The organism is Niastella sp. OAS944 (assembly GCA_024809215.1).
GTDB lineage: Bacteria > Bacteroidota > Bacteroidia > Chitinophagales > Chitinophagaceae > Niastella.
The window spans coordinates 321455-336542 of sequence record JANUBW010000011.1 but is presented as its reverse complement, the minus strand read 5'-3'; the positions used below and the strand labels follow the sequence as shown (position 1 = coordinate 336542).

General features: G+C 44.1%; 9 protein-coding genes. All 9 read left to right on the top strand.

Going from position 1 to position 15088, the window contains the following annotated elements:
• The first annotated feature begins 192 nt into the window (after positions 1-192).
• The 9 genes from GGD38_RS32775 (at position 193) to GGD38_RS32735 (ending at position 14805) form a co-directional block, all read left to right on the top strand.
• Positions 193-1461: a DUF4959 domain-containing protein gene (locus GGD38_RS32775; RefSeq protein WP_375296598.1), complete on the top strand. Its 1269-nt coding sequence runs from the start codon at positions 193-195 to the stop codon at positions 1459-1461.
• A 40-nt stretch (positions 1462-1501) separates the two neighbouring features.
• A complete protein-coding gene (locus GGD38_RS32770) occupies positions 1502-2212 on the top strand; it encodes a DUF4998 domain-containing protein (RefSeq protein ID WP_375296597.1) in 711 nt (236 codons plus the stop codon).
• A gap of 211 nt (positions 2213-2423) precedes the next feature.
• A complete protein-coding gene (locus GGD38_RS32765) occupies positions 2424-3974 on the top strand; it encodes a glycoside hydrolase family 28 protein (RefSeq protein WP_375303940.1) in 1551 nt (516 codons plus the stop codon).
• A 116-nt stretch (positions 3975-4090) separates the two neighbouring features.
• A complete protein-coding gene (locus GGD38_RS32760; RefSeq protein WP_375296594.1) occupies positions 4091-7228 on the top strand; it encodes a SusC/RagA family TonB-linked outer membrane protein in 3138 nt (1045 codons plus the stop codon).
• A 25-nt stretch (positions 7229-7253) separates the two neighbouring features.
• Positions 7254-8990 carry a RagB/SusD family nutrient uptake outer membrane protein gene (locus GGD38_RS32755; protein WP_375296593.1) on the top strand — a complete coding sequence of 579 codons (1737 nt, stop codon included), beginning with the start codon at positions 7254-7256 and terminating at the stop codon, positions 8988-8990.
• A gap of 118 nt (positions 8991-9108) precedes the next feature.
• Positions 9109-10746, top strand: a complete 1638-nt coding sequence (locus GGD38_RS32750; RefSeq protein WP_375303939.1) for an alpha-L-fucosidase — start codon at positions 9109-9111, stop codon at positions 10744-10746.
• A 46-nt stretch (positions 10747-10792) separates the two neighbouring features.
• Positions 10793-11938 (top strand): glycoside hydrolase family 105 protein, encoded by a 1146-nt coding sequence (locus GGD38_RS32745; RefSeq protein ID WP_375296590.1) that lies wholly within the window; start codon positions 10793-10795, stop codon positions 11936-11938.
• A gap of 83 nt (positions 11939-12021) precedes the next feature.
• Positions 12022-14067 (top strand): hypothetical protein, encoded by a 2046-nt coding sequence (locus GGD38_RS32740; protein WP_375296589.1) that lies wholly within the window; start codon positions 12022-12024, stop codon positions 14065-14067.
• 201 nt (positions 14068-14268) lie between these two features.
• Complete coding sequence (locus GGD38_RS32735) at positions 14269-14805, top strand: DUF5063 domain-containing protein (protein WP_375296588.1); 537 nt, start codon at positions 14269-14271, stop codon at positions 14803-14805.
• Positions 14806-15088: the final 283 nt, after the last annotated feature.

Sequence of the window (15088 nt, the reverse complement as noted above, 5' to 3'; positions counted from 1 at the left end):
ATGAGATGGCTGCACGGGATATCTGTACGACAACCAACCTTATTTGCTCATTGGAAATTACTCAAATCTATACCAACGGTAAGATAATCGGAGCCGTGTAACGGGAGACTGTTACGCACGGTTCTAACAGAATCTCGGGTTGCAATACCCGGGTTTACTTACCAACCATTATTAACGCTAAACCATTTTACAATGAAACCAGGTAAATATGTTATAACAGGTTGGCTGATGTTGTGTATGCTTGTCAGCGCCTGTAAAAAAGATGACAGAAATCCGCTTTCAACTGATAAAACTGCGCCCGGCGCCATCAGTAATGTAAAGGTGACCAATTTGGCCGGCGCCGCGTTGATCACTTATACCCTGCCCGATAATGAAAACCTGTTGTATGTAAAGGCTGTGTATACATTGAAGGGGCAACCGAAAGAAGTGAAGGTGTCTATGTTTCAGAAAAAATTATTGGTAGATGGATTTGGGGATACCGAAGAAAGAAATGTTGAACTGTATGCAGTAAGCAGAGCTGAGGTGGTGTCGGAACCGGTTTCTGTAACAGTAAAACCATTGACCCCGCCTATTGTGAATGTATTTAAATCAATAAAGACCGATTCAACCTTTGGCGGCATCAATGTAAAATATGTGAACGTTGATTCGGCCAATATTGTATTTGAAGTATTGACCATTGATTCGGTGGGCGACTGGCAGCATGTTGATTTCAATTATACCAGTATGAAACAGGGTAGTTTCAATATTCGCGGCTTTCCACCGGTTGAACGTACCTGGGGCATTTATGCCCGCGACCGCTGGGATAATCACAGTGATACATTGCGGGTTAAGATCACACCTATTTATGAAGAGGCATTAGATAAAACAAAGTTCAATGATGTAAGGACCAATTTTGCCAATTTCATTCCACAGTTCGACCCAAAACCCAACTCCGGTTTGAACATGGTGAATGCCGTGGACTATAACAATACCTATGTGATGAAAAATTTGTACGATGGCAACGTTACCAGCATGTTCCATACCAAAGAGAAATACGATCTGCCGGTATGGATACCCATCGATCTTGATAAGAGTGGTGCTTCAAAGTTTGTATTAAGCCGGTTCAAGATCTGGCAACGTAAAGACAACTATATTTTTAATCACGGTAACCCGCACCATTGGGAAATATGGGGCACCAATAAACCTAATGTAGTAAGTTCCAACGCCAATAATACCGATCCTAATGTTGGCTGGGTAAAACTTGGTGAATGGACAATGACCAAACCTTCAGGTTGGGAGGTTGGACAAAACTCCAATGAAGATATACAGGTGGCAAACGATGGCCAGGAGTTTGAATTTCCAAATGGCGTACCACCTGTTCGCTATATTGGCTGGAAGAATATTGATAGCTGGGGATCTATTGATGGGTATACCGGATTCTTTCACCTGTTAGAGCTATCAGTATGGGGACAGAAGAAGTAATGCCATTGCCCTGAATTGTTTTATCAGTTAAACCTAATGTATGCGTTTAGAAAAATATAATATATACCAGGCTATTATTGCTATTTGTTTTACCTGCCTGTTGGCATGTAGTAAGATGGACGATAACTATGATGATTTTATCAAAGACGGGGAAATAGTTTATATCGCCAAAGTAGATTCTGCACGGGCGTATCCCGGTAATGCCCGTATGGACCTGTCGATGCTCCTGACAGCAGATCCCCGTATAAGTAAAGTAAAAGTGTTGTGGGATGCAGGTGGGCAATCCGACTCAACCGAAAAGGACGTACAACGTACTGCTGATGTAGATACCGTACGGTTCTCTTTTAATAAGCTGGCCGAGGGCACTTATACCTTTTATATTTATACCTATGATAAGGCCGGGCACCGGTCCGTAAAATCAGATGTAATTGGTACTGTATATGGCGAAAAATATATTGCCCAGCTGGTGAACCGGGCAATAAAAAGCGGTACCTATGATGACATTGCGAAAACTGCGACCGTTAAATGGTTTGGCGTTGGTACCGATGTAATAGGGGAAGAATTTATTTATGACGATGTTTTTGGCGCGACAAGAAAACAATTCAATAAACATGAAGGGGCGCCGGATAGTGTTACAGTATTGCCCGATTTTAAAAAGGGGAACAAATTTCAATTCCGTACTTTATATAAACCGGCCCCGAATGCAATAGACACATTTTATTCTAACTATGAGAACCGGCAGGTACCATAGCTGTTAAGCACGTTTTTTCCTATACAGTAAGTCAAAACGGAGGCAGCCGTCGTGCTGCCTCCTCTTATTTACGCAATCGTTCCCGGAATTTTTTCTGCCAAAATAGTTGAATAGATAGTGAACTGTTTATAGAAAGCCTGTCACAATAATTGGTTAGTTGCATTATGAAAACCAGGCATGTATTTAACTGGTTTCATTTTGTACGATGCATATGAAAATGATTGCTTTAGGTATGGGCTTACTGATCAGTGCGATAAGTGTATTTGCTGCACCGCCGGTTGAAGTTGATATTACCCGTTATGGAGCAGTTGGTGATGGCAAAGTGCTGAATACGGTTGCCATTCAAAAAGCTATTGACGATTGCCATCAACAGGGTGGTGGCAAAGTGGTGCTTCCGGCCGGAACCTGGCTGTCGGGTACCATTGTATTGAAAGATCATGTTATTCTGCAATTCAAAAAAGATGCACGTTTATTAGGAAGCACTAATATCAACGATTATCAGAATATCGATCCCTTTACCGATGGCCTGGGCATTGATGTAGGCTGGGCATTGCTGGTAGCTGTTGATGCAAAAGATATTGGCATTGAAGGTGAAGGCGCTATTGATGGACAAGGCGCTAAATTAAAAGAACAACAAATTGCAACCGATACCCGGCCCGAAGGTGAGCGCTGGGGACGCCGCCCGTTTTTAGTACGTATTGTGCGGTGTGAGAACGTAACCGTAAAAGGCATAACCCTGAATTATGCTGCGGCCTGGACCTCCCATTATTTCCAAAGCAAACAGGTACGAATAGAAAATATAAAGATCGTAAGCCATGGTGTGGCACATAATGATGGTATTGATATAGATGGTTGCCAGGACGTACGTATTAAAGATTGTGATATTTACAGTGGCGATGATGCGCTTTGTTTTAAGACCACCAGCAGCACAATGGCCTGTAGCAATATAGTTGTTACAGGTTTGCGGCTAAGAAGCAACCAGGGCGCTATAAAAATGGGTACCGAATCAATGGCCCCATTTGAAAACATTACCATCTCCGGCTGCTATATCTACGATACCAATAACGGAGGTATAAAATTATTGACAGTAGATGGCGCTCATTTACGCAATGTTCAGATCTCGGATATTGAAATGGTGAACGTAAGAACACCCATGCTTATTCGCCTGGGATCGCGCTTAAGTGTTTTTAGAAAAGGGAAAGATAGCCAGCAAACCACCGGCACACTGGAAAATGTGGTAATAAGAAATGTAAAGGCCCAGGCTGCTGCCAAGGCCCAGTTAACGCCACCCTCAGGCATTCTTATTACCGGTGTGCCGGGACATTACATTACCAATCTTACACTTGAAAACATAACCATCAACTTGGCTGGGGGCGGCACTGCCCTCAATGCACGGCAGCAGGTGCCCGAAGCCGTTAATAAATATCCTGAAGTAAAAACCTTTGGCCCATTGGTGCCGGCTTATGGCATTTGGGCCAGGCATGTAAAAGGTTTAAAACTGGTGAACATCACGTTTACACTTGACAGCAATGACCAACGGCCGGCCTTTGTTTGTGAAGATGGAAAAGAGATTGAGCTTACAGGCTGGAAAACTCCTGCAACTTCCAACGCCCCATCTATCATTCGCCTCGAGCATGTTGAAAAAGCCAGCATCAGTAATATGAATGTGCTGGGAACGGCAGACGCATTCGTAAGTGCGGAGGGCGATAGTAAAGACATACAGCTGAGAAAAAATAAAACGCCTGGCGTTAAAAAGAAATAACCAAAACAATAGCTTATATGAGAAACGATATCATTCACGATAAAGCACCTCCTGCTACATAGGACCTCGCACCCTTCTACGATTGTTTCTATTTCGTAATAGTAAAATAATGCTGTATGTTAAAACGTAACACCTCGCAACATTGCGAACGGCATGGGCTACCCTTTTTTAAAAGGCAGGCATTCATGTCTTTTTATTTATTATGTTTTTCACTACTGATAACGGCTGCAGCACTGCACGCGCAGGATGCGGCCACTGTAAAAGGAACAATAAGAACTGAAAATGGCGAACCCCTTTCGGGTGTTTCCGTTGTAGTTAAAGGAACGTCCAATGGCACCACTACAAAGGCCGATGGGGCGTTTGAAATAAAAGCAGCCGTCAATAGTATACTTTCCATTTCAATGGTGGGCTATGTGAGCAAAGAAATAAAGGTGAGCAAAACGGGCCAGGAAAACCTTGCCGTTACTTTAAGCGCCGATAAACTGGAGATGGATAAAGTAGTAGTGGTTGGTTATGGTACCCGCCGTAAATCAGATATAACGGGTTCAATAGTTTCTATCAGCGAACAATCAATTAAAGATGTTCCTTCCTCTAACCTTGCTTCTGCCATTCAGGGCCAGGGCGCTGGTATCGACGTTCAACGTAGCGGGGGCAATAGCAAACCCGGCGCAGCACCTAATATTTTGATCAGGGGTACCCGGTCATTAGGCGCCAGCAACAATCCGCTCATTGTAGTTGATGGAATTCCTTTTAATGGAAATATCAATGACCTTAACCAGGATGATGTAGCCTCTGTTGAAATATTAAAAGACGGTTCCTCTACTGCTATTTATGGTTCACGTGGCGCCAATGGTGTAATACTCATCACTACCAAACGCGGTAAAACAGGTAAGGCGGTATTTTCTTATAGCGGGTATGTTGGCTCAAGCCGGTTAACCAAAAAGTTCCCAATGATGAATGCCGCTGAGTTTACCGAATTAAAAAAATGGGCTAACATAACCAAGGATCCGGGAAAATATACAGGTCTCGATGATCCGCTTTTTTTGACCAATGGAGTTTTTGATCCTGCTGAAGTAGAGGGAATAAAAACGGGCCGCAATACCGACTGGCAGGACCTGATCTATAAAACCGGTATTATTACCGATCATCAGTTGTCTGTTGCAGGTGGTACCGACCAAACACAATATGCTATCTCGGGCGGTTACTTTAACCAAACAGGTATTTACAATGGTCAAAGTTTTGAGCGGTATACAGTTAAATTAAGTATAGATCAACTGTTGGGAAAAATATTCAAGGTAGGCCTGAACTCATTGAACACTTATTCGCTCCGTAAAGGGGAGAGCGCTAACCCCATGGGGCAGGCGCTAAGGGCCAGTCCGCTCGTGTCGCCCTGGGACAGCGCGGGTAACTTAATAAATGATTATGTTCCCGGGAGCGCCAACCAGGTTTGGAATCCGCTGGCAGATATTATTCCCGGTGCGGCCATAGAGAACAGAAAGAGACTGGGTACGTTTACCACCTTATACCTGGAAGCGAATTTGTTCAAAGGATTGAAATACCGGTTCAATGCCGGTGCAGAGATTAGATCAGATATCTATGGTAATTTTTATTCAGCCAAAACAAGTTACCGCGTTAACCAGGGTGGGTCCGGATCTTCTAACCGTACCAGTTTATCAAATAATTACACCCTTGAAAACCTGTTGATCTATGACGCAACAATTGCCAGCCGGCATAAAATAAACTTCACCGGTTTATATAGTTTGCAGGAAGTAGGCACCCAAACGAATCAATTTGATAATACAAATGTCTTAGCCGATTACCTTGGATATTGGAATCCAACCTATGCATCGAACCTGAAAGGACAGGGGAGTTCTTCGCGCGCCGATATTCTTTCTTACATGGGAAGGGTGAACTATGGTTTTGACGACAAATATTTATTAACCCTCACCCTTCGTGCCGATGGATCATCACGGCTGGCCGAGGGAAATAAATGGCATTCGTTCCCATCCGCCGCTTTTGCCTGGAACGTAAGCCGCGAGAATTTTATGCAGGGTGTGTCAGCAATTACTAATCTTAAATTGAGGGCCAGCTATGGTAGCGTTGGTCAACAATCTATCAATGCCTATCAAACGCTTGGGCAGTTGAACGGGTTGGTATATAACTATGGCGGCAATATGGTTACCGGGGCTTATCTCAGTTCAACGGTTAATCCCACATTAACCTGGGAGTATACCAAAACTGCCAACCTTGGTATCGACTTCGGGTTGTTAAACAATCGCATTACAGGTTCAATTGAGGTATACAAGGCAATGACCAATTCACTATTGTTACCTCAGGCGCTGCCGCCAACAACCGGCATACCCAACCCGGTAGTTGCCAATATTGGTAAAACTGAAAATAAAGGACTTGAGGTACATATCAATACAAGTAACATACAGGCTCAGTCGCGGAACGATTTCAGTTGGACAAGCGATTTCAACTTCTTTATGAATCGGGGAAAAATTACAGAACTCGCGGGTGGCGTTACAAAAGACGCTGCCAATGGCTGGTTTGTTGGTCAGCCGCTCGATGTATATTATGATTATAAAAGATCGGGCATTTGGCAAAATACTGCTGAAGATTCTGCAGCAGCAAAAGCGCTGGGATTGTCGGTAACAGGTACCGCATCTGTAATAGGTACCATTCGTGTAGCTGATCTCAGCGGTCCCGATGGTAAACCCGATGGCAAGATCGATGCAACATACGACCGCATTATAGTGGGCACCAGCCAGCCTAAATGGGAAGGCGGCACCACACAGCGTTTTGGCTTCCGCGGTTTTGATCTCACAGTAGTGGCATTTGCCCGGTGGGGTTATACCATGAACAGCAGTTTGTATGGCGGCGGATTTGCCAATACTTACCAGGGCACATACAACAATGTGAAAACAAATTATTGGACGCCGTTAAATCACGAGCCCAATAATCCCAAACCCGATGCCAATGCAACCAATCCATTGAACCGTTCGGTGATGAGTTATTTCGACGGCTCATTTGTAAAGATCAGAAGTTTAAGCCTGGGTTATAACCTCGATCCTTCATTGGTAAAAGCCATGAAGGCAAAAAGTTTTCGGGTATATGCAACCGCATCAGATCCATTCATTCTGTTTTCGCCATATCGCAGGGCAGGTGGTATAGATCCTGAAGGCACAGGCACCGTAGGCCCCGATACGCCGCCTACCTGGTCATTGATCTTTGGTGTAAATATGTCGTTTTAATTTATTACCATCAAAAAAGAGAGAAATGAAAAAGCTGTCAATATACTGTTTTGGGTTACTGATTGCATTAACCAATTGTAATAAGAAGCTAAAGGAAGAACCTAATTCTTTGCTGGTACCTTCTTTTTTTCAAACCAGCCAGGGCTTGCAGGCCGGGTTGGATGCCTCATATGCAGGTATGCGCAACTTCTGGGGCGCACAGGAATTGTTTACCGCTACGGTAATTGGTACCGATGAATTTCAACGCGGTACCGATGGCAACAAGGATATAAACTTATATAGTTATACTTCATCGCATGGCACTACTACCACCCTTTGGAGAGCTGCTTATGTATTCATTAATACCTGTAACGGTATTATTGATAACGCCGATAAAGTAGATATGCCGCTAGCCACAAAGAATGCCATAGTGGCTGAGGCCAAATTCTTAAGGGCTAACTATTATTTTATTCTTGTACAGTTTTGGGGCGATGTTACATTGAACAAAAACTTTATTTCGTCGTCAAGTACAGCCGCCAAACGCGATCCCATGACCGATGTATATGACTTTATTGTTCAGGACCTGAAAGATGCTATTGCCGTTTTGCCTGCAGGCCCTAAAAGTTCAGGCGTGTTACCCGGCAAAGCAACTGCCGCTGCCGCAAAACATGTACTGGCAAAAGTATACTTAACAAGAGCAGGGTCGAAAGCAAAAAAAGCCGACGATTATCAAAATGCCTATAATACGGCAGTTGATCTTATTAATAACAGAGCATCGCTTGGGTTGAACCTGGTGCCTGATTTTGGTAAAGTGTTTGCCGAAGGAAATGAAGATAATGAAGAAGTGATCTGGAGTGTGCAGCACACGGCAAATATAGCCTACAACGGGCCCAATAACAGTGGCATCAGCTCAAGCAATGGCATTAGTACCTATAGTGCCGACAATGTGCTGAACCATATGTGGGTGGGGCAATATGAAAAAAGACCAGGTATGATCCGCAGCACGCCATATGGCCGTCCATATATCCGTTGCATTCCTACTCGTTGGTTAACCGATACAGCTTTTAAAGAAAGAGTGAACGACACCAGGTATAGCAAAACTTTTCAAACGGTGTGGTATGCCAATAACCCCGATCCAAAAGGGTATCCGGTGTGGACGAGTCCGTTACCTGCCGGTGCACCAGCAGATGCCGTTGTAGGGCAGCCGAAATTTAAGTTTGGCGATACGGCTATCTATATGCCGGGCGTTCCTGCTACTGCTGCAAAAATAGCTGCTACAAGATATTTGCTCATTCCGCCTGCTAACTACGATGCTACACTGTCTGCAACCATGATGAAATATTTCGATACCAAACGGGCCGATCTGAATTCACCTTCAATAAGACCCACCATCGCTTTCCGGTTAGCAGAAACCTATCTTATAGCGGCCGAGGCGGCATTTATGCTAAACAATACAGGCGATGCAGTAAAATACATTAATGCGGTACGTGAGCGGGCAGCATATCCAACCGGCAATGCAACGGCCATGGATATTAACGCGTCTGATCTTTCAATAGATTTTATTCTCGATGAACGTACCCGCGAACTGTGTGGTGAAAATGTGCGTTGGTGGGACCTTGTGCGCACCAGTAAATTATTGGAGCGGGTACGAATGCATAATAAAGAAGCTGCGCCTAATATAATCGATAAACATATATTACGCCCCATACCACAGGCGCAAATAGATGCCACAACAACCGGCGATCCGTATAACAATAGTTTATATTTCCCTTTGTGGAATTAAGTCCAATATCCATCCTGTTTCCCTAGCGGCAAAGGTGGGCGTCGCTTCCTGATGTTAAAAATTGCGCCCGTCTCGATGGCGCTCACCCGACCCGCGAATTCATTTAAGAATTTTGTTTATGAAGAAATTGTTTGTCGTATGGCTGGTTTGTATTGGTAACCTTTTATATGCCCAGAAAGAAGAAAGTGATAACCGGTTTGGCGCGAATAAAAATAAACCGGCACGCCAGGAGTGGTTGCGCGATCTGGGTTTTGGCATGTTCATTCATTTTAATGTAGATGCGCAATTGGGAATTACCATCAGTCACTCCCTGGTAGGCGCCTCAGATGATTATTTAAAAAGGTATTTTAATGAATTGCCTAAAACATTCGATCCGGCAAAGTTTAGTCCCTACGACATTGCAAAACTGGCTAAGCTGGCAGGTATGAAGTATGTAGTGTTCACAGCAAAACATCACGCAGGTTTTTGTTTTTGGGATACCAAAACAACCAGTTTTAAGATCACCAATACGCCGTATAAAAAAGATCTGCTGAAAGAATATGTTGAAGGTATTAGAAAGGCCGGGTTGGCAGTAGGATTGTATTACTCGCCCGAAGATTTTAAATTTTTGTACGATCACAAGATCTTAATTAAACGTGGCGATAATCAGTTCGATAAAACCATCACGGTGGCTTATGACGATCTGGTACGAAAGCAAACCGCTGAGTTGTTCACGATGTTTGGTAAAATAGATGTGCTGTTTATTGATGGCGAACCTAAGGGGCCATGTCGCGAAACAGCCTGGAAGTTACAGCCCGATGTAGTGATTACGCGGGGTGCAGTTAATACGCCCGAACAAACATTGCCGGGTATTGCGCTTGACGAATTTTGGGAGTCATGTGTAACCATGGGTACGCAATGGAATTACAAACCAACAAATGATAATATTAAAACTGCAGGCCGCTTAATTGAGTTGTTGGTAGAAGCACGGGCCAAAGGCGGTAACTTTTTATTGAATGTAGGGCCGCATCCCGATGGTTATATTCCTTACGAACAGGAAACGCAATTGCGCGAAGTGGCAGCCTGGCATTTTATCAATCACGAAGCAATAGAAGGCGTTCGTCCCTGGATCATCACCAATGAAGAAAATATCTGGTTTACCGCTTCCAAAGACAAACGAACAGTATACGCCGTTATCACAGGCTGGCCCGATTGGGCAAAGGGCGATCGCAAAGAGTTTGTATTCGGTTCTATAAAAGCAACACCACAAACAACCATCAGCGTATTGGGGCAAAATGATAAAGTGACCGAATACCAGAACCAGCTCGATGTACATTCCCGTTTTGAACAAAAACAGGATGGCTTGCATGTTTCTGTCGTAAAGGCACAACGCGTGTATGACAATTACAAATGGCCCAACCCCATTACCATTAAACTTGAAAATATAGAGCCCGCACTTGATCCGCCCCAGGTTGAAACAGGGAACGCGGTTATAAACAATGGAAATGTTGAGCTGAATGCCCGGGTGCTTAAAAAGGGGAATGCCGATTCGCTGCAATTGTATTTTGAGTATCGTCCATATGCCGGGTTTGCAGAGAACCTGTATGGCAAAGACTGGCTCAGAACGTCTTCAGTCTCTATCAACGATCTGGGTCGTTTTATGCAAGTATTGCCCGAAGTTGAAGGGGGAAAAGAATATCAGTACCGTGCGGTGATCGTTCATCCCCGGTTAACTGTGAGGGGCGATGTAAAAAGAGTAATGGTTAAATTGAAATAAATTTATAGGCAAACTGAACTTACTGTATATAAAATAACATAGACACATGAACAGAACGATTAAATGCTTAATACTGGGAATTGGCATAATGCAAATGCAGCCCATTATTTGCGAAGCGCAATCAAAGGAAGGCAACGCACAAGGTGAAAGCTGGCCGGTAGGAACATCGCCGCAGGAAGTTGGTAAACGAATAGCGGAACATTTTGTAGCAACCCCGCATACCAATTTCGGCCGGTCAACACCACCGAAAGTGATTACCTATCCCGAAACCTGCACGTGGTATGGCGCACTCACCTTTGCCAAACAAACAAACGACAAAGATCTTACCCAAAAACTGGCGCAGCGTTTTGAACCATTGTTGGGGGCGCAGGATACTTTGATCCCAACACCCGACCACGTTGATTACACTGTTTTTGGTTCTGTACCACTGGAATTGTACATGCAAACAAAAGACAAACGTTACCTTAAAGTAGGGCAGCGTATTGCTGATAAACAATGGGGCCCACCCGAAGGGCCACGCGTAAAACCAGAGTCGCATGAGTTTTATAATAAAGGTTATACCTGGCAAACCCGTATGTGGATAGATGATATGTTTATGATCACGGCCGTACAATCACAGGCTTACCGGGCCACAGGCAAGAAAAAATATATTGAACGTGCTGCAAAGGAAATGGTGCTGTACCTCGACTCGCTGCAAAAGCCCAACGGATTGTTTTACCATGCACCAGATGTGCCTTACTTCTGGGGTCGCGGCGATGGCTGGATGGCTGTAGGTATGGCCGAACTGCTTCGCTCGCTGCCAAAAAATAATCCTAATCGCGAACGTATAATGAAAGGTTATAAAATCATGATGGCTTCATTACTGAAATACCAGGCCGAAAGCGGTATGTGGCGTCAGTTGATAGATGACGAAGGATCATGGGCTGAAACAAGCTGCACGGGTATGTTCACCTTTGCCATGATCACGGGTGTAAAGAATGGCTGGCTCGATGCTGCAACTTATGGTGCTGCAGCCCGTAAAGGCTGGCTGGCATTGGTAACCTACATCAATGAAAATAACGATGTGCGCGAAGTATGTGAAGGCACCAATAAAAAGAACGACCGCCAGTACTACATCGACCGCAAACGCCTTACCGGTGATCTGCATGGACAGGCTCCTATTTTATGGTGCGCTACTGCGTGGTTGAGATAAAATAATTTAAAAGATTATTAGCAAAGAAGGCCCTCCTCCGCCAGCTGGCGGAGAGGGGTTGGGGAGGGAGCCAAAAGCTTTTTATGAAAAATAAATTATTACTAGTATTAACTTGTTGCATTGCCGCTGAAGTATACGCGCAGGGTACATCATTGCCAGCCCAACAAGACCGCTGGAAGATACAACCCGATGGTAGTATCGAATGGGCGATAGATAATCGCGTACCGCATAACGATCATTTGGAAATGAGCGGCGAAAAAATATCGTTATGGGTGCAGTATGGAGTAAATGAAAAAGGGCAGGCAACACTAGATCGCACTATGGTGTTCCCCACCTTTAGGTTATTACCTGTGCGCACCATTGCCAGTATGATGTACAATGTTACCGATGGTGAATTGCCCAGGTTTCTCATCAACGATAAATTGTTAAAGACCGGCGTATACAATGCAGCTGTGGCGCCCGATATGCAGGAGAAAGTGATCAGCATTAAACAAAAGGGCGTTTTACAAATAAACAGCGAGTTGGGGAAAGATGGCAATGTTACATTACAACGTACGCTGTTCCCTTCTACGGATAAGCCGGTGGCTATTGAAAAATGGGTATTCATCAATACAGGCAAACAGCCAGTTAAAATTGAAATGGAGTACCTGTATCGCGAAGTAAAACCGGCTGCAGAACGTACTACGCCCGTGCAACACAGCTTTGTGGTTAGCACCGTAAATGAAGGATTGAAAACTGTAGCACCGGGCGATTCGGTACAGTTTGCTATTCTGTACCAGGCCATCAACAAAAACAATCCGCTGGCAACCGTGGATGTGAATGGGGAGTTAAACACCCGGCAACAAAGATTGAACGGTATTTTATCACTGATGCAATTGGAAACACCCGATCCAATACTCAATACTGCCTTTGCTTTTGCGAAAATGAGGGCAACGGAAAGTATTTATAAAACAAAGGGCGGTTATTTACATGGCCCCGGTGGTTTACGTTATTATGCAGCTATTTGGGCCAACGATCAGGCTGAATATATTAATCCATTCTTTGCCATGCTGGGCGATGAAACGGGAAACAGATCGGCCATGAATGCGTACCGCTGGTTTGCGCGGTATATGAATGGTGAATATAAACCCATTCCCAGTTCTATCATTGCAGAGGGCGATGCTACCTGGCATGGCGCCAAAGACCGTGGCGATATGGCCATGATAGCCTATGGCGCTGCCCGTTATGCATTGACCTATGGTAATAAAGATTCAGCCAAAGTATTATGGCCGCTTATTGAATGGTGCCTTGAATATTTAAACAAAAAGCTCGATGCAAATGGTGTTGTGGCCAGTAACAGCGATGAGCTGGAAGGCCGCTTCCCCGCGGGTAAAGCCAATTTAAATACCAGCGTTCTGTATTATGATGCATTGAAATCAGCAGCCATGTTGGGTAAATTGCTGGCTGTTCCCAAAGCACAAACAGATAAGTATACAAAGGACGCACAAACAATGAGAGCAAATATTGAAAAGTTCTTTGGCGCCACTGTAGAAGGTTTTAAAACCTATCGTTATTATGAAGGCAACGATACCCTGCGCGCCTGGATCTGTTCACCATTGATCGTTGATATTTTCGATAGAAAAGAAGGCACTATTGCTGCCCTGTTCTCACCACGTTTATGGACGGCAGACGGGCTGGCTTCGCTTGCCGGCAATACAACCTTTTGGGACCGTTCAACCTTATATGCATTGCGTGGTGTACTGGCTGCCGGTGAAACTGAAAAAGCAATGACCTTCTTACGCTACTATTCGCAAAGGCGGTTGTTGGGTGAACATGTGCCTTATGCAGTAGAAGCATACCCCGAAGGTAACCAACGGCATTTATCGGCCGAGAGTGGTTTGTATTGCAGAATATATACTGAAGGGTTGTTTGGGATCAGGGCTACCGGTTTCAACAGTTTCAATTGCACACCCAGGCTGCCCAATGGCTGGGACCAGATGACCCTACGTAATATGCACGCATTTGGGAATGTGTTTGATATAATAGTAAGCAGGGCAGGAGCAGGTAAGCTGGCTATCACCATAAAAAAGGATGGAAAAGAGAAAAAGATGGTGATAAAAGAAGGTTCAACCCAGGCTATACAGCTTTAAAGCTTACAGTAAAATTACTGTGCTGGTTAGTATGTTAACTAAAGTAAGGCCGCTAAATATACTTATGTGCGTTTGAAACAATGAGTAGTGAATTGAGAAACAATAGTGGCCTTGCTTTTAGTGTTACAGGTACAATAAATAGGCATCATTTTTGGATACTTCAATAGCAACCATTATTCAATAACCGCTATTGAGAACACTTTGCCACTATCTGATAAGATATTAGTATCGAAAATTATTGCAACAAACGAGTTCACCAGCTTCATCGATGCTGCGCGAAAGTATTGTTCCTTCATTGAATCTCACGAAGCGGAAACACCACGACAGTTTATCCTTCTTTCACAAAATCATTTGCTGAGCCTGTATAACCTGGGCAACTGTATGATATTGATGGAAGAAAAAAGCGATAAGAAGTTTGAGATAAAGCTGGATGAACAGGAGTTTCAAAAATCACTTCACTTTATTGCCGATCGTTTATGGGACTACCGTTATTATTGGTACGTATTCGATCCTACGGCAAAGAAAAAAGATACCGGCATTGTATATGGCGATCTGTACGAAGACCTCGGCGCCATATATAAGTATCTTAAGAATTCCCTCTTGTTATATGGGCATAAATCGTCAGATGCCAAGCAGAATGCAGTGTGGGATTTTAAATGGAACTTCGATACCCATTGGAGCGGACATTGTGCTAATGCTATTTGCGCCATTCATTACTTTCTTCAGAAGGGGAGGTAATTTTACCACTGTAACACCGGAATGCTTTGCAGTACAACTTTGGAGGTTTGCTGCGGCACTTTCCCCCAAAGTGTGACACTTTCCCACCAAAGTGCAACACTTGCGCTCTAAGGTGTGACACTTTCTTACCAAAGTGCAACACTTTCACTCCAAAGTGTAACACTTGCCCACCAAAGTGCAACACTTGCGCTCTAAAGTGTGACACTTTCTTACCACAGTGCGACACTTTCACTCCAAAGTGTAACACTTGCCTACCAAAGTGTGACACTTTCCCACTAAAGTG

Coding starts and splice junctions, on each gene's coding strand:
- GGD38_RS32750 (WP_375303939.1), top strand. CDS start 9,109: ATGAAGAAATTGTTTGTCGTATGGCTGGTTTGTATTGGTAACCTTTTA.
- GGD38_RS32740 (WP_375296589.1), top strand. CDS start 12,022: ATGAAAAATAAATTATTACTAGTATTAACTTGTTGCATTGCCGCTGAA.
- GGD38_RS32760 (WP_375296594.1), top strand. CDS start 4,091: ATGTTAAAACGTAACACCTCGCAACATTGCGAACGGCATGGGCTACCC.
- GGD38_RS32745 (WP_375296590.1), top strand. CDS start 10,793: ATGAACAGAACGATTAAATGCTTAATACTGGGAATTGGCATAATGCAA.
- GGD38_RS32755 (WP_375296593.1), top strand. CDS start 7,254: ATGAAAAAGCTGTCAATATACTGTTTTGGGTTACTGATTGCATTAACC.
- GGD38_RS32775 (WP_375296598.1), top strand. CDS start 193: ATGAAACCAGGTAAATATGTTATAACAGGTTGGCTGATGTTGTGTATG.
- GGD38_RS32770 (WP_375296597.1), top strand. CDS start 1,502: ATGCGTTTAGAAAAATATAATATATACCAGGCTATTATTGCTATTTGT.
- GGD38_RS32765 (WP_375303940.1), top strand. CDS start 2,424: ATGAAAATGATTGCTTTAGGTATGGGCTTACTGATCAGTGCGATAAGT.